This window comes from Chryseobacterium sp. POL2 (genome assembly GCF_011058315.1).
Taxonomy (GTDB): Bacteria; Bacteroidota; Bacteroidia; order Flavobacteriales; family Weeksellaceae; genus Soonwooa.
On record NZ_CP049298.1, the window covers coordinates 978,457 to 994,012 of the forward strand.

Below are 15,556 nucleotides of genomic sequence, written 5' to 3' on the forward strand. Positions count from 1 at the left end.
ATTTGCAGAACTTATGCCTTTAAGATTAAAAAACAAAGACAACTTCAGTACGGTTCTAAAAAAATATTTTAGTGCCCAAAATGAAACTTTTTCTCTTGATCCACTCGCTGAATTAATAGGTGCTGTGAAGAAGGAAGACTTGGGTGTTTTCGTAGCTTATCTCAAAGACAATCAGGATATTACTGATAATTTAAGTTATTATATTCAAAATATTTTTAAAGATAAACCCTTTAATTTATCTTTAACAGAAGCAGATATCTTATCCGAAAATGCTTTTTTTCCAGAACTAAAGAAAAGACTTCTTAACAAAGTACTACCAAATATAGAAAACGAAAATACAATCTGGTACCTCGTTGATTTCGTATCCGTTACACCAAAAAAAGACCTTGATTTTTTTCTTAACTCCGAGGAAGATAAATTGAGCGAACTTTTCAAACTTCTAAAGATTGATCGTCTGGTTGCCAATACGCATGTCAAAAAAGAATTGCTTTTCGCTTTCAATGTTTTGGCTTGGCGTGTCATCGGAAATGCGATGGATGTTGAGGTTATGAAAATGGTTCCTAAATATCGAAATCTTGACAATCCTTTTTTGGCTTTGCAAAATGAATTGGATATTTTGATAACCAACTTCAAAGATGAGCCCAACTTTCAACTCAATTCTAAAGATGAAGTTTATAAACAAATAAAAGTGTACCTTCAACAATGCCAGGAATTTGTAAATATCGCTTTTAAAAACAGTAGTAAATACGGAATTTCCAGTAAGATTAATCTCTATCTTCTCAAAATTCGTCAGCAGTTGACAAGAATGTCCGAGATACTTCAAATCTTTGTTATTGATGATGACAGCGATTATGTTGTCCGCTCCAAGCAATTATTTTTGAATATACTTCGTTACAAATCGCACAAGAATAATGTCCAAGATTTGCTTTCTGACAACACAAGGTTGATATCGCACCTGATTACCAATCATACCGCTGAAACGGGCACACATTATATCACCTCGTCCCAGAAGGATTATCTGAAAATGCTATGGAAAGCTAGTGCGGCAGGTGTTATTATCGGTGCATGCAGTATTCTTAAGATTTTATACGGCGATTTGGATTCCAGCGAATTTGGTCATGCTGCCATCTATGCTTTCAATTATGCAATGTGTTTTGTTATCATCTATTTGATGGGTTATACGATAGCGACCAAACAGCCTGCAATGACCGCCGCAACGATGGCAAAAGTCCTTTCTGATAAAAATAACACTCAAAAAAACTATGTTGACTTTGCACACTTTGTTTCAAAACTTTTTAGAAGTCAGTTCATCGCATTTGTAGGAAATGTTTTTTTAACGTTTGCATCTGCACTCGCAGTTGTGTATGCACTGGATATTTTGCTCAATCATAATTATGGTACCGAAAAGGCTGACAAGCTGTTCCACAACATTAATATGTTCGAGTCCAAAGCCCTTTTACACGCAAGTATTGCTGGAGTATTTTTGTTTATATCTGGGATTATATCTGGAAATATTGCCAACAATTCGGTATTTTTTCAAATTCCGAAAAGGATTGCCAAAAATCCCTTTATCAATTATTTTTTCGGACAAAAATTCGCTGAAAACCTTTCCATATATTATTATAAAAACTGGGCAGGCATTATGTCCAACTTTTGGTTTGGTGTTTTTTTAGGCATTACGGGGCCCATTGGTATATTTCTGGGCTTGGATATTGACATTCGACACATCACTTTTTCTACTGGATATTTTGCTGTAGCACTTTATGGTAAAGGATTTTCGGTTGGTATGTACACCTTTTGGGTTTCTTTTGTCACTATTGGATTGATTGGCTTTTTTAACTTTATCGTAAGTTTTGGTCTGTCTATGATGCTAGCTTTCCGTTCCAGAAAGATGAATACAACAGAGATTGGCGCTATATTTCAGGAAATTTTCAAATATTTTCTTAAAAACCCTTTGCGCTTTTTTATTCCGATTCGCTCAAGATTGGACGGAAAAGCACAAGAACTTATGGAAAAGTCTAAAGCTCCTACAAAACCAAAAGATCTTTAAAATCGAAATTTTCCCCAAGACTATTTTTAATTTTGCTTAAATAAAAACTTTTGCGAAGTCTAAAATCATTTTTAAGAAGTGGTGATTTTATTTTGATTAAAAGATTCCCTTGGTCGATATTAACAGACTCTATCTCATTGAACAAATCTGCAGAGAGATAATCTTCCAAAAAATCTTTAATCTCAAAAGCCTGAAGTTTGGATTCAAAACCATGAATTTTTGCAAAACTTTGTACCAATTCTGACGACAAAAACTCTCTTTTCTTTTTCTTTCCCATAATTATTAATCTCGCAAATACATCATTAGAATTAGTTTTGCTAAGTAAATGTAAAATTAAAATTTAAAAAACAAAATCACTATCTTTGCCCGCGATAATTTGGTAAAAAACACTTTATCGAAACTAATTAATAACAAAACAAATATCACGATATAATGAAATGTGGCATTGTAGGTTTACCTAATGTTGGAAAATCAACTCTTTTTAACTGTCTTAGTAACGCAAAAGCACAATCTGCAAACTATCCATTCTGTACGATAGAGCCCAATTTAGGGACTGTTTCTGTACCAGATCCACGTCTTTTTGAGCTGGAAAAAATAGTAAATCCAGAGCGCGTTTTGCCAGCTGTTGTAGAGATTGTTGACATCGCAGGCCTTGTAAAAGGGGCTAGCAAAGGCGAAGGTCTTGGCAACCAATTCTTAGCCAATATCCGCGAATGTGAAGCTATCATCCATGTTTTGAGATGTTTCGATAACGGTAACATCATCCATGTGGAAGGTTCTGTTGATCCAATGCGTGATAAAGAAATTATTGATATAGAACTTCAATTAAAAGATCTTGAAACGATAGGAAAAGCAGTTGACAAAGCAAAAAAATTCATCAAATCTGGTAAAAAAGAAGATATCTTAGCTTACGAAACTTTACAAAATCTTCAAAAATTTGTTGAAGACGGAAAGAATTCTAGAGAATTTCCTGTAAATGATTTGACAGCTCCAATTATAAATGAAGTGCAATTATTGACAAACAAACCTGTACTTTATGTTTGTAATGTCGATGAAAGCTCGATCAAAAATGGTAACCAATGGATTGCTAAGATTGAAGAAATGGCAAAAAATGAAGGTGCTGAAGTTGTGGTTTTAGCAGCTCAGATTGAGGCGGATATCAACGAGCTAGAATCTTATGAAGAACGCCAAATGTTTTTAGAAGAACTAGGTCTTGAAGAGCCAGGCGTTAATCGATTAATCCGTCAAGCTTATGCTTTATTAAAACTACAAACTTATTTCACAGCGGGTGTTAAAGAAGTGCGTGCATGGACAATTGGTAAAGGTTGGACAGCTCCACAAGCGGCTGGGGTTATCCATACAGATTTTGAAAAAGGATTTATCCGTGCAGAAGTTATCAAATATGATGACTATATGACCTATGGCTCCGAGGCTAAAGTGAAAGAAGCTGGAAAGCTTTCGGTAGAAGGTAAAGAATACATTGTACAAGATGGTGATATTATGCACTTTAGATTCAATGTTTAATTGAATTTAAGGCTTCTAAATAAATTTTAAAAACACTCCTAAAACGGGTGTTTTTTTTATTGTACATTTGACCAATTAAATATTTAAATATGATTAAAAAACTACTTCTTACAGCCTCTTTGGCGACTTGTATTTCTGGATTTTCTCAAACATCAATTTTTAAAGAAGATTTTGAAACAGAAGCTGGACGCAATTCTTGGATTAACACAGACAGAGATGGAGATGGAGAAAAATGGGAATTTGACAATTCCGAAATTGATAGTTTCACTGGTTTTTATGCCACATCTTGGTCTTGGTTTTTTGATGCTTTTACGCCAGATAATACATTAACAAGCCCTAGTATTATCTTACCAAATAATGCTGACAAAAAATTAACATTAAAATTCGATATCGGCGCTTTTGATGAAGAAGTATTTCAAGAACATTATGCAGTATATGTCATCCCTGCCAACACTGAATTTGCAGGAACCGAAATACCTATTTTTGAAGAAACACTAGATGCTGGCTATATGGACGAGGCAAAACATGTGAATATTGATATTAGCGAATATGCAGGACAAGATGTGAGATTGGTATTTAGACATTATGATTGTACAGATTTGTTGGTTTTACTATTAGATAATATTGAAGTTTTGGAAGAACCAAAGCTAGCCATTTCTGATATCAACAAAACGTCTGTTAAAATCTATCCTAATCCAACTTCTGATATTTTAAAAGTTTCTGGATTAAATAAAATTGAAAAAATAAGAATTTTTGATATGAATGGACACAAAGTTTTGGAAACTCAAAATTCTGAAACTAATCTTAAAAATCTACTTCCTGGCTCTTATATTGTGAATATCTATTCTGAAAACAATGTAATATCCAGAAAGATTATTAAAAAGTAATTTTAATAAATCCTTGGATTTAATTAGATTTAATACTATCTAAATTCAAAAGACTTTTAATAAAGGTTAGCATTATAAAAAAGCGAACCTCTTCATACGAAGAGGTTCCTCTGAAAAAAATGTAACCTATTCCCAGTCGGGCATCCAGGCGTTGCTGAAAAGCAACTTTCTAGAATCCTCGTCGGTAATAGAAAGTCTATAGACATCTTTCTGAGATATTCCATCGTTAGAAGTTTGGGTAAAAATAACCTCTGCTTCATTAGGTGAGAATCTAGGATCAATGTCAATATAGCCGGCTGGGATTTTCGTTTTAGTGGATACATCCAAAACTGTATCGTCTGTTAAATCGTATATAAAAATATGTGTATTGAGTTGTCTGTAGTCACTATTTTCAAAACCAGAGATATCTCGTGTATAGAGAATCTTAGTCCCTTCAACCGAGAAGTCTAAACCTCCAGCTGCTCCAGTAACATTTTCTAATATGGTTTTGAGAACATTTCCTAACATATCTATTACATAAATCTTAACATTGTAACCATTGATATTATTAGTTTTCAATGCAATTTTTGTCCCATCAGCAGACCATGCACATTCAGAAATAAAACTGCCATCTGTAGTTTGATAAACAAGCTGTGTGCCGCTACCATCTTTGTTGACACGGTATATTTTATCAAAGCTTGGGTATAATATTTCTTTTCCATTGGCACTCCATGAAAAATCAACTTCATTAATATTAAAGCCTGAAATCGGAATTGATGTTACTTTAAACAATTCTGAGCCATCTGGTTTTACTGTAAAAATATGAGGATTACCTTCTACAACTTTAATAAATGCAATAACACCAGCTGCATTGCTCTTACGAGGTCGTATTGCACTTGTATTATCTTTAGTAAGTTGAAAATTTTTGCCAAGTTCATCTGATGAGAGAATACCTAGGTTATCACCTATTTTTCTTACAAAATGATATCTATTTTCTGGTATTTTGATGGTTGTAAACTTATTAGTTTTACTAAAAACTTCCTCGTTAATGCCATCTGATGCCACGACCTGCCAAAAATAACTTGTTCCAAAAACCAAACTATCCAATGTCAAGGATTTTTCAGTTAGATTCTTATAGGTTTTAATATCATTATTCTTATTATTTTTAAGAATAACTCTATAAGTAATCGAATCCTCATCTGGATCTGTACAATTCCAACTTAGTTTAAGGGACAAAGCTTGATTTTCTGCATTATCAGCAGGTGTTACAAGCTCCGGAACAGATGGCGGAGAATTAAGTGTATTATCATCTTTCATTTCGAATACGACACTTACGGTCTGACCATCGTCTTTTAGGTTAGCACCTTTTATTTCCATAATGTAGCCTTCTAGCTCTGCTTTAACGGAGTAATCTCCAATAGGAACATCTTTTATTATAAAACTTCCATCCGCAGCCGTAAAAATTGTTTCTGTTGTAGGTGCCGTCGTTATTTTCACATTCTGAAGAGGCTCATTGGTTTTATACTTCACTGCTACGCCTTTGATGTTTGCTTTATAGGTTTTTTCCACCAGATCTTCGCTACATCCTGTCAATATTAATATCAAAAAAAGGAATAGAAACTTTATATATTTATATGAATTCATGATTTTAAAGTTTAAGGTTTGATTAGTTTTTAGGTTTTCCAAAATAATAATTAAGACTTAGTCCTATTCTAAAAAGGTTATCATTCCTTTTACCACTAACTAAATTGTCCCAATCATCATTCATTCCGAAATCATATTCACCATACAATCTTAGTCCAAATTTTGGCATTGGTAGATATTCTATACCTGCACCAGCATTTATTTTAGTTTTAATATTATTAAAAAATGAATGGCTAGAACCTATCATTCCAACACCTCCATACACATATGGCGAGACGTTGTCATTAGGCATTATCAGGTATTCAACATTAAAATCTAGACTATTAAACTTTCGCTTGAAAATATTAGAATTCACTAAATAGAAATCGGCAACATTAGCATCCAAGCTAATATTATTGCTGACATATATTTTCATTCCAAAATTATATCCAATTTTGGCTTTTCCATCAGGATAATCTCCTTTTATGGTATTGGACATCAATCCACCAAACAGTCCAAAGCTTCCGCGTTTAGGTGCTATCAATCTGTTATCAATTCTAAAGTCTTCATTAATTTGCTCTTCTGTTTTTTGCTTTGCAATAAGACTATCCACTACTTTTTTATTAGATTCATCAGATTCCCAAAGACCATCTTTAACACCTTCTAAAACCAATGAAAAGACTGCTTTTTCAATAGCTTCTTTCACTGCAAGGTGTACAGGTTCATTTTTTGTCACACCAATTTCTGCCTCCATAAGTCTTTCTGTGTCAACATATCGGAAGAAACTACCGCTAAGAGATTGTGATAAAATAGTTTTGGAAGTATAAATGGTTTTTAAAATTTTGCCATTATTGGTAGAAACAGCGCGCAGATATACCGAAATGCGATCTTGTCGATATTGCGAACTAGCACCGATTCCAAAATAGCGCGCCCCTGCACCACCTGTCATTATATTAGTATCATAGGAAATAATTCCGCCTTCGATAATTACTCCAGCGAATAAAAGAGGTGGTAATGGCGTAGCAGAACTTTTTTGACCATTTGCTTGGTTTTGTAAAGCTGCATACTCTTGTCTTGTAGATTTTATGATTTGTCTTTCATTGAGCAAATCACTAATATTTTCTCTTTCAATTGTAGTAAACCATTTTGAGTCTTCTAAAGCTTTTAGTAGAATAGAAGTAGTACCTTGAGGAATTGCGGTACTCCAGTTAGAAATATTCTCTGATGCTTTATACTGACCTGTTTGGTCTTTAAACTTATAGACTGCTACCACTGCTTTTTCTTTAGGTTCCGGCAAAGTTTTTAGCAACTTAGTATAAGGCGTTACTTCACCTAAAGTAGAACTTTGATAACCTGTAGGAGCTTTGAATAATGCACTACAGCTATTAAGTATTAATAAAGGAATTGAAAAGAGAAAATGTACTTTTTTTAGGTTACGTTTAAAATACATTTTTTCAGATTTTGGTTATGTTAATTTTTAGTTAGTATTAGGAAGATTAATATTGGTTTGTTCTCCAGTATTCATATCTATAATACCTATGTTAAGGCCTCCAAAATATTCAGAGATTGTAACATTTAGCGACCCCATATTGTAAACACCTGGCGTTAAGTTCGAATCTCCTAAGTCTCCACCAAATAAATTTCTCGAAATTTGATTAAGCAGTTGACGATTAAGATTTTCTTGAAAACTACCTATTGCTGTAGGTTGTTTGAAGCCTGGAGTTTTATTATCATCAAACTGGTTTTGCGCATTAGCTGAATTTAACAACCAACTGTAGTTAAAATAATCTCCTCCCAAAGCAGGGTTAATTGGTTTGTAAGCCATCTGTTGGGATTTTATGGAGGTATATCCTAAAATAAAAAGGATAACTAGCAAAACCTTTGGAACAGGACAAATTGTTTTCATGTTTCAGGGAGCTCTTAACTCCTTATCTAATAGTTTGCTTTCCCTATAATAATTATTAAGATACCGCATTGTTATCTGTGCTTGTGCAATGATGTAATCATCATTTGGAACCACACGAAAACTGTAGATATTTTTATCACTTGTATCAATATTTATTATACCATTTCTACCTATTGAAGGTAATTCGTTAATATTAATTACAAAAGCGAATTGATCAGTAGAATCTTTATATATATTATAAAATGCCTCAAAAAAATCTTTTCCAATTTTACTTTTGGTATTGTCCACTACAAGACCTTTCAATTCAAAATCTTCTTCTTTAACAATTTCATCTTTCTCATTACTAAAGTTATTTTTATGGCTTAGTAACTCGTCTGACTTTACATTAAAAAACAAAGAGTCTTTGGAAACTAATTGATTTTCTTTTTCATTTCTAATAAACAAATAAATTTTTACTTGATCATCATTGGCATAATTAATTGTTATTTGTGATAAATCTTTTCTCTCATCTGGACTGATAATAAACCGCCCTTCTTGCTTGTTATTTGAAATATTGCCGTTAGAAGAACGCTTGATACTTATCAAAAGATAATTAAGAGCATGCACAATGTCGTCATTATTAATGGCCTTAGCATGAATCGAAATCATATTCTCGGCATTTTTAACTTCTATAGCAGCTTTCACATCAATAGTATTTTCAATTTGAGAAAAAAATAGTATAGGGGAAAAAATTAATAAACAAGAAAACAAGTAAAACAAATTTTTCATTACATATTTTTTTATCTGTTTTCTATAAATATACTTTTATTACTTCCAATTATTTCAACACTCATTCCATTAGAAATAGAATTGCTACCATCTACTACAATGATATTATTATTACCAATTGTTCTTATCGTCATCTCTGACATTTGGTTTCTGTTATAATCAATATAATTTGCTACATTGTTATTACCCATCTGCAAACTATAAAGCTTATCATCTATTAAGCTTGCTTCTAGCAAATTATTATCACCTAGTTGGATAACATTGCTTAAACTACCAATATCTGCCGATTGTGATGATGTGAGAAACTGTAAAACATTTTGAGAATTAAGGTCTTTAAATGATTGTGTTTTAGCAATTATAAAAAAGCTAAAACTAAACATTATAAAAAGAAACTTTGTTCTCATTTTGATAGAAATAATAAAAGATAAAAAGGAGGAAGCAGCTTATTAATAAGTCTTCCTCCTTACATACTAAACTAATCCCCTAGTTACTTTGATTAACAACCATTGAGTTGCCTACTCCAACTTGAGTTCCCACATGACTATGTGCATCACCTAGTTGAGTTACAACAGAAGAGTTAAAAAGTCCTGTTTGCATATCAAGAGCACTATTGCCATTTCCATCTTGATATTGTTCTGCATAATTTGCCAAACCATCCTGCAGAACTATAGCAATATTATCATCTCCTAATTGGGTCTGTACTGACTCATTTAAAATTCCTGTTTGGCTAGCGAATGCAATATTGCCATCTCCTAATTGTCCTTGAGTTGCTGAATTACCCAGACCATCTTGTACAGCCCAAGCAATATTATCATTTCCCATAGAAACTTGTGTGCTTTCATTAAAAGCTCCAACTTGTGATACACGAGTATCATTATCATTTCCAATTTGTACTTGGAAACTAGAGTTGAATGCTCCTGATTGAGAAACCCAAGCATAATTAGAATTACCTAGTTGACCTGAATAATTTTCGTTACCAAGGCCTACTTGAGTTACATCGATTTCGTTATCGTTTCCATAACTTTCAGACTCATTCATATTACCAATACCTGTTTGAGTTGTACTAGCAATGTTATCATCACCTTGTTGGTGAATAGAGTTGTCGTTCATTAACCCTACTTGGTTTACTGTAGCTGAGTTCCCGTTACCTAATTGTGTAGTAACATCATTGTTAGCTTGAGCGAATGCAAAACTTGTTGCAAAAACTGCACATGCAGTTAAAATTAACTTTTTCATGATAAAACGTTTTTTTAATGGTTTAACAGTCCAAAGATATGTTTGTCAACCCCTTCAAAAAATCGCTTTTATATATGATTTTTGAATATCACTATTTTCCGTTACCCCATCATATCCCCCTTGTAATTTTTGATCTTATCATAAATATCTATAAATAAAAGATTTACACAAACCCAATAAGAAAACATTTATCTAGAAAGTATAACAAAAACTTAATCTAAGTTGAAAAATTTATCCAACTAGTTAGAATTAACAATGGCTATTTTATTCAAAATGGCTAAAAAAATTATTTTTTGACTATCATTAGTAGATGAAATTCAAACAAAAAACTTAACTATGCTTAAAATTAAACAAATTTAATTTCATTAATATAATATATAATGAAAATAGCATTTCTTGGACCAAAAGCTTCTTTCACCCAGCTAGCGACAACACAATTATTTCCTAACGAGTTACTAATTCCAGAAACTAGTATTCTGGATTGCTTCAAAGCTGTCGAAAATGATAAAGTCGAAAAAGCAGTTGTTCCACTCGAAAACTCAATAGAAGGCACCGTTTCCATGACTTTGGATTATCTTTATAAAACGCCAAATGTCAAAATCGAAGCCGAAGCTGTAATGCCCATTGCACATCACCTTATGGTTATTCCTGAAAACAGAAACGAAACTGATTTTGAAAAAATATACTCGCATCCACAAGCCCTTGCGCAAAGTTTTCATTTTCTGAATAGCCATTTTCCAAATATTGTCAAACAAGATTTTTCTTCTACAGCAGCCGCAGCAAAGTATGTTTCCGAAAACAAAAATCGAAAAATTGCTGCCGTAGCCAATCAGTTTACTGCCAAACTTTATGGTTTAGAAATCATACATCGTAACATTCATGATTTTGAGCAAAACCATACACGTTTCATTATTATATCAAAAAATCAAGATACTTATCATAATATTTCGTTAGAAAATATCGGTAAAAAATCTGGCCTTTTGGTCAGCTTACCCGAAGATTATGCTGGAGGATTGCATCAAGTTTTATCGGTTTTTGCGTGGCGCAATATGAACCTCAGCAAAATCGAGTCAAGAACTTTGAAAACAGGTCTTGGTAATTATTTTTTCTTCCTAAATATTGTTGGCGAATGGCATCCTATTTTGCATGAAAATGCACTTGAAGAGTTAAAAGCTTTAGGAACTAAAGTCGATTTTCTTGGAAATTATAACGAATATCTATTGGAAAGTTAACAGCAGTATTCTATTTTTTAAGGCTTAATAAATTTCACCCAAAATATTAACTACTCATACCGATTTCCCCATTTTTTTTGGAGCTGGTCTTTTATTTTTTGCTCAGTGGAATTTTGCCCAGGTTGGTACAAATGAACACCTGAAATCTCTTCTGGTAAAAACTCCTGTTCTATAAAATTACCTGCGTGTGCATGCGCATATTGGTAATCTTTTCCATAATCCATATCTTTCATAAGCTTGGTCGGTGCATTGCGCAAATGTAATGGTACAGGAAGATTTCCTGTTTTTTTAACTAAAGCTATTGCATCGTTTATAGCGACGTAAGCAGTGTTACTTTTAGGCGATACAGCCAGATAAATAGCAGTTTCACTAAGGATAATTCTAGCTTCTGGATTACCGATGATATTAATAGCTTGGAAACAATTATTTGCTACAACCAAGGCATTTGGATTTGCTAATCCAATGTCTTCAGAAGCAAGAATCACTAGACGTCGTGCAATAAATTTGATATCTTCACCACCAACTAACATTCGCGCCAACCAATACACAGCAGCATTGGGATCGCTACCCCGAATAGATTTGATAAAAGCCGAAATTATATCGTAATGTTGTTCGCCATTTTTATCATAAAGTGCCATATTTTCTTGTAAAACAGAAAGCACATCATCGTTATTAATATGTTCGGTTTTTGAATTTTTAAATTGATTAAGAACCAACTCTATTGAATTAATCAACTTACGTGCATCGCCTCCAGAATATTGAATAAACGCGGCCTTGTCATCCAAAACGAATTGGGAAAGATTGAGTTCGTTATATTTCTTGAGACTTGTATCAGCCAGGTCTTCCAACTTTTCAAACGTCAAAGCTTTAAGAACATAGACTTGACTTCTCGATAACAATGCAGAGACCACTTCAAAACTCGGATTTTCTGTTGTCGCACCTATCAAAACAATCCAGCCTTTTTCAACAGCATGCAACAACGAATCTTGTTGAGATTTATTAAACCGGTGTATCTCATCAATAAATAGAATCGGCGATTTTCCGGAGAATAAATTTTGTTTTTTAGCATCTTCAATAACATCACGAACATCTTTAACCCCAGAAGTTACGGCACTTAATTTGTAAAACTTTCGTTTGGATTGTTCCGAAATTATTTCTGCTAAAGTCGTTTTTCCTGTACCTGGAGGTCCCCAAAATATCAACGAATTGATAGTATCATTTTGCAACATACGACGTATTGGTCCTTGTGGACCTGTCAAATGTTCTTGTCCTACAACTTCATCTAGTGTTTTCGGGCGCAAAATTTCTGCTAAAGGCGAATTGCTATTCATAGCTCAAAATTACGAAATAGAATGATAAAGAAAAATGACGATTCTTAAATTAAAAGCTTTGTATGAACTTGAATTTCTAAAAGATTTAACTATTTTAAAGTCAATAAAAAAAACTTCTAAATTGAAGGCTTTTATATGTATGAACAATTAAAGTTTTCTACTAATAACGTAATCTAGCATTATTTGTAAAGATTTTTTCGCCTCTGAATCTGGAAACTCAGCAAGTATATCCAAAGCTTTTTGTTGATAGTCTTTCATCACTTTTATGGCGTAATCCATTCCACCAGAAGTTTTAACATATTCGACCAACTCACGAACTTTTTTAGTATCGTTATTATAGCGCTTTATGGTATTAAAATATTTTTTATAATTCTCTGGTGTCGAATTTTTTAAAGTATAAATTAAAGGTAGCGTCATCTTTTGCTCTTTGATATCGATGCCTACAGGTTTTCCAATAATATTACTACTTGTATAATCGAACAAATCATCTTTAATCTGAAAAGCCATTCCTGTATAGGTGCCAAAATCTTGCATTTTCTTAGCCAAAACCTCATCAGCATTGTTTGACAAAACACCAACTTCGCAACATGCTGCTATAAGTGTGGCTGTTTTTTGACGAATAATTTCGTAATAAACCTCTTCGGTAATATCTAGTTTTCTAGCTTTTTCCAATTGAAGCAGCTCTCCTTCCGCCATCTCGCGAATCGTTCTGGAAATCACCGAAAGCAAGTCGAAATCTTTGTTATCCGTAGAAAGCAACACCGATTTTGACAACAAATAATCGCCCACCAAAACAGCAATTTTGTTTTTCCAAAGCGCGTTGATGGAAAAGAAATTTCGTCTTTTAAAACTCTCATCAACAACATCGTCGTGTACCAAAGTCGCGGTGTGGATCAACTCAATCATAGAAGCGCCACGATAGGTTTTTTCATTAACATCCCCCACTAATTTTGCACATAGAAATACAAACATCGGACGCATCTGTTTTCCTTTGGTTGTCACGATAAAACGGGTAACTTTATCCAATAAGGACACATTACTTTTCATCGATTCATAAAACTTTTCTTCAAAAAGTTTCATTTCAGAATTTATAGGACGTTTGATTTCTTCTACGATATTAGCCAATGTAAGTTATATTATATGATAGCAAAGATAATTTTTTATTAGCGAGAAACGAAATTTCGTTATTCTAATTTTTCTTTTGGGATAAAATATAGTCTAGGTTTGACCGTTCCTAGTGGCGTTTTGAATAATTCACTTGAGAGATAAACGCCTTCAGTATTTACTGCAATTCCTTCTATCTGACCAACTGATAACGCGCTGCCCAAATGGTATTTTTTAGGTATTTTACTAAAAAACATCTGATTATCCGACTCATCGAAAATCATTAAATAGACCTGCGTCATCTTAGTATAGCCAACTAGATATAGTTTTTTTTCAAAATAAGCCGCATCTGTCACGACAAAACCCGTATTGTAAGATTCTATTTTTGTAGCTTCTTGAGAATTAAAATTATCGGGATCGATTTCGTAACGCGAGACACTTCTACTCGCCCATTCTTTCGTAAAAATCTGAATTTTTTGATTATAAAAAATCATAGCTTCAGCATCAAAATCGGTATTAAGATTATTAGATATAAAATCTTTTTGTTCAGGATATTGAAATGAAATAACTTTCGTCGAATCAGTTTTAAAGTCAAAATCCTGATACGGAATTTTATATATTTTTAAATCCTTTCGTGTACCATTATTATTCCCAAAGTCTCCAATATAGACAGAAGTAGAATCCTTTGTTACGGCTTCCCAATCGCGATTTGGAAGTTGCGTCGGGATAAATTTTTCAATCTTTCCGTCTTTTGGATTTAATAAAAATAAATCGCCTGAATGCCCGCTGTCATTAAAGCTTAAAAGTTGATCTCCCAAAAAGTCTAAACCAGAGCCTTCACGAAGCGAATCTGACAAATCCGCAATTTTAAAACTTCGAATTTTAAAAACATCTGTTTGTTGGGCAAAAACAAAATTTGCACAAAAAACAAACATAAACAAAACCCGAAATCTCATTTAATATTAAGCTGTTTTGGATTCTTTTTTAGCAGTCTGAGCATTTTTCTTTGCCCAATATTCGCGTTGGTAATCTTTCACGGTTTTTCCTTTTCCGTCATGTCGCCAACCTGGTGAATTAAAAATATAATTGAATCTATCTTTTATCGTAAGATTGGGTTGGCGGAGATCATTTGCAATTTTTCGCCATTCATATAACAAAGTCGTAACTGGCCCATCATCTGGCATTTTGGGATAAATCCCAAACTTTACGGGTACTTTTGGATCTTCGGGCTCGAACGTTCCAAAAATCTTGTCCCAGATAATAAATACCATTCCCATATTTCTGTCAAGATATTTGATATTACATCCATGATGAACACGGTGGTGAGATGGCGTTACCATAATATATTCTAAAAATCCCATTTTCTTAACCGTTTGTGTATGCACCCAAGTTCCATAGACTTGTCCTACAGCATAACACACCATAATTGACCAAGGATTAAATCCTAAAAATGCCAATGGGGAAAAGAATAAATATCGGTATAATGGCTGGAAAACTGGACTTCTAAATCCTGTTGTCAAATTAAAATATTCGGAATTGTGGTGTGTAATATGGACTGCCCAAAAGGCTCTGGATTTGTGATCGACAACGTGATGAAAATAATAAGCTAAATCGGTCATCAAAAAGCACAATACCCAATAATACCAAGTTCCCATATCGAAATCGATCAATCGGAAACTATAGAAGAAAAACATAACGCCCATGGCGAAAGCTTTCATAATTAAATCAAGGCTAAAGTTCATCAATCCAAGATAGACATTGGTAAACAAATCTTTTTTACTGTAGAGTTTAGCTTGTGCCACGCTACTGTATATCATTTCTGCCAAAATAACGGTTGCATGTAACGGAATCGACCATGCATACACACTTTCTAAAGCGTTTTCTCCAAATACAAAATCCATTTTAAGATAAATTTT

At 33.3% G+C, this 15,556-nt stretch carries 15 protein-coding genes; 4 read left to right on the forward strand and 11 right to left on the reverse strand.

Features of this window, described 5'->3' with window-relative positions; translation table 11 throughout:
• Positions 1-13 precede the first annotated feature (13 nt).
• Entirely contained in the window at positions 14-2,050 is a 2,037-nt protein-coding gene (locus G6R40_RS04625; RefSeq protein ID WP_165132172.1) for a site-specific recombinase, read from the forward strand.
• Here G6R40_RS04625 and G6R40_RS04630 read toward each other — a convergent pair.
• The gene (locus G6R40_RS04630) at positions 2,028-2,327 is read right to left on the reverse strand and encodes a hypothetical protein (RefSeq protein ID WP_165132175.1); all 300 of its coding nucleotides are present in this window, start codon (positions 2,325-2,327) and stop codon (positions 2,028-2,030) included. The two genes, G6R40_RS04625 and G6R40_RS04630, sit on opposite strands and share 23 nt — an antisense overlap.
• A gap of 155 nt (positions 2,328-2,482) precedes the next feature.
• Between G6R40_RS04630 and ychF the strand changes: the two genes are divergently transcribed.
• Positions 2,483-3,574: a redox-regulated ATPase YchF gene (gene ychF, locus G6R40_RS04635; RefSeq protein WP_165132178.1), complete on the forward strand. Its 1,092-nt coding sequence runs from the start codon at positions 2,483-2,485 to the stop codon at positions 3,572-3,574.
• An 89-nt stretch (positions 3,575-3,663) separates the two neighbouring features.
• Positions 3,664-4,461 (forward strand): T9SS-dependent choice-of-anchor J family protein, encoded by a 798-nt coding sequence (locus G6R40_RS04640; RefSeq protein ID WP_165132181.1) that lies wholly within the window; start codon positions 3,664-3,666, stop codon positions 4,459-4,461.
• Positions 4,462-4,587: 126 nt separating this feature from the next.
• Here the strand turns inward: G6R40_RS04640 and G6R40_RS04645 are convergent, their stop codons facing one another.
• The 6 genes from G6R40_RS04645 to G6R40_RS04670 all read right to left on the reverse strand — a co-directional run bounded on the left by G6R40_RS04645 (position 4,588) and on the right by G6R40_RS04670 (position 9,973).
• Positions 4,588-6,084: a carboxypeptidase regulatory-like domain-containing protein gene (locus tag G6R40_RS04645; protein ID WP_165132184.1), complete on the reverse strand. Its 1,497-nt coding sequence runs from the start codon at positions 6,082-6,084 to the stop codon at positions 4,588-4,590.
• Positions 6,085-6,106: 22 nt separating this feature from the next.
• On the reverse strand, positions 6,107-7,513 hold the full coding sequence (locus tag G6R40_RS04650; protein ID WP_165132187.1) for a CsgG/HfaB family protein: 1,407 nt from the start codon (positions 7,511-7,513) through the stop codon (positions 6,107-6,109).
• 27 nt (positions 7,514-7,540) lie between these two features.
• On the reverse strand, positions 7,541-7,969 hold the full coding sequence (locus G6R40_RS04655) for a curli assembly protein CsgF (RefSeq protein WP_165132190.1): 429 nt from the start codon (positions 7,967-7,969) through the stop codon (positions 7,541-7,543).
• 3 nt (positions 7,970-7,972) lie between these two features.
• Positions 7,973-8,737 carry a CsgE family curli-type amyloid fiber assembly protein gene (locus G6R40_RS04660; RefSeq protein WP_165132193.1) on the reverse strand — a complete coding sequence of 255 codons (765 nt, stop codon included), beginning with the start codon at positions 8,735-8,737 and terminating at the stop codon, positions 7,973-7,975.
• 11 nt (positions 8,738-8,748) lie between these two features.
• Complete coding sequence (locus G6R40_RS04665) at positions 8,749-9,141, reverse strand: hypothetical protein (protein WP_165132196.1); 393 nt, start codon at positions 9,139-9,141, stop codon at positions 8,749-8,751.
• A gap of 79 nt (positions 9,142-9,220) precedes the next feature.
• A complete protein-coding gene (locus G6R40_RS04670; RefSeq protein WP_165132199.1) occupies positions 9,221-9,973 on the reverse strand; it encodes a hypothetical protein in 753 nt (250 codons plus the stop codon).
• 380 nt (positions 9,974-10,353) lie between these two features.
• Between G6R40_RS04670 and pheA the strand changes: the two genes are divergently transcribed.
• Positions 10,354-11,205: a prephenate dehydratase gene (pheA, locus tag G6R40_RS04675; protein WP_165132202.1), complete on the forward strand. Its 852-nt coding sequence runs from the start codon at positions 10,354-10,356 to the stop codon at positions 11,203-11,205.
• A 50-nt stretch (positions 11,206-11,255) separates the two neighbouring features.
• Here the strand turns inward: pheA and G6R40_RS04680 are convergent, their stop codons facing one another.
• The 4 genes from G6R40_RS04680 to G6R40_RS04695 form a co-directional block, all read right to left on the reverse strand.
• Entirely contained in the window at positions 11,256-12,536 is a 1,281-nt protein-coding gene (locus G6R40_RS04680; protein WP_165132205.1) for a replication-associated recombination protein A, read from the reverse strand.
• A gap of 147 nt (positions 12,537-12,683) precedes the next feature.
• Complete coding sequence (locus G6R40_RS04685) at positions 12,684-13,661, reverse strand: polyprenyl synthetase family protein (protein WP_165132208.1); 978 nt, start codon at positions 13,659-13,661, stop codon at positions 12,684-12,686.
• A 59-nt stretch (positions 13,662-13,720) separates the two neighbouring features.
• Positions 13,721-14,497: a hypothetical protein gene (locus tag G6R40_RS04690; RefSeq protein WP_228455917.1), complete on the reverse strand. Its 777-nt coding sequence runs from the start codon at positions 14,495-14,497 to the stop codon at positions 13,721-13,723.
• A gap of 105 nt (positions 14,498-14,602) precedes the next feature.
• Positions 14,603-15,541 carry a sterol desaturase family protein gene (locus tag G6R40_RS04695; RefSeq protein ID WP_165132214.1) on the reverse strand — a complete coding sequence of 313 codons (939 nt, stop codon included), beginning with the start codon at positions 15,539-15,541 and terminating at the stop codon, positions 14,603-14,605.
• Positions 15,542-15,556: the final 15 nt, after the last annotated feature.

Excerpts from the sequence above, each read along its gene's own strand:
- G6R40_RS04625 (WP_165132172.1), top strand. The coding sequence starts at position 14 with ATGCCTTTAAGATTAAAAAACAAAGACAACTTCAGTACGGTTCTAAAA.
- G6R40_RS04670 (WP_165132199.1), bottom strand. The coding sequence starts at position 9,973 with ATGAAAAAGTTAATTTTAACTGCATGTGCAGTTTTTGCAACAAGTTTT.
- G6R40_RS04645 (WP_165132184.1), bottom strand. The coding sequence starts at position 6,084 with ATGAATTCATATAAATATATAAAGTTTCTATTCCTTTTTTTGATATTA.
- pheA (WP_165132202.1), top strand. The coding sequence starts at position 10,354 with ATGAAAATAGCATTTCTTGGACCAAAAGCTTCTTTCACCCAGCTAGCG.
- G6R40_RS04640 (WP_165132181.1), top strand. The coding sequence starts at position 3,664 with ATGATTAAAAAACTACTTCTTACAGCCTCTTTGGCGACTTGTATTTCT.
- G6R40_RS04630 (WP_165132175.1), bottom strand. The coding sequence starts at position 2,327 with ATGGGAAAGAAAAAGAAAAGAGAGTTTTTGTCGTCAGAATTGGTACAA.
- G6R40_RS04660 (WP_165132193.1), bottom strand. The coding sequence starts at position 8,737 with ATGAAAAATTTGTTTTACTTGTTTTCTTGTTTATTAATTTTTTCCCCT.
- G6R40_RS04695 (WP_165132214.1), bottom strand. The coding sequence starts at position 15,541 with ATGGATTTTGTATTTGGAGAAAACGCTTTAGAAAGTGTGTATGCATGG.
- G6R40_RS04665 (WP_165132196.1), bottom strand. The coding sequence starts at position 9,141 with ATGAGAACAAAGTTTCTTTTTATAATGTTTAGTTTTAGCTTTTTTATA.
- ychF (WP_165132178.1), top strand. The coding sequence starts at position 2,483 with ATGAAATGTGGCATTGTAGGTTTACCTAATGTTGGAAAATCAACTCTT.
- G6R40_RS04680 (WP_165132205.1), bottom strand. The coding sequence starts at position 12,536 with ATGAATAGCAATTCGCCTTTAGCAGAAATTTTGCGCCCGAAAACACTA.
- G6R40_RS04655 (WP_165132190.1), bottom strand. The coding sequence starts at position 7,969 with ATGAAAACAATTTGTCCTGTTCCAAAGGTTTTGCTAGTTATCCTTTTT.
- G6R40_RS04650 (WP_165132187.1), bottom strand. The coding sequence starts at position 7,513 with ATGTATTTTAAACGTAACCTAAAAAAAGTACATTTTCTCTTTTCAATT.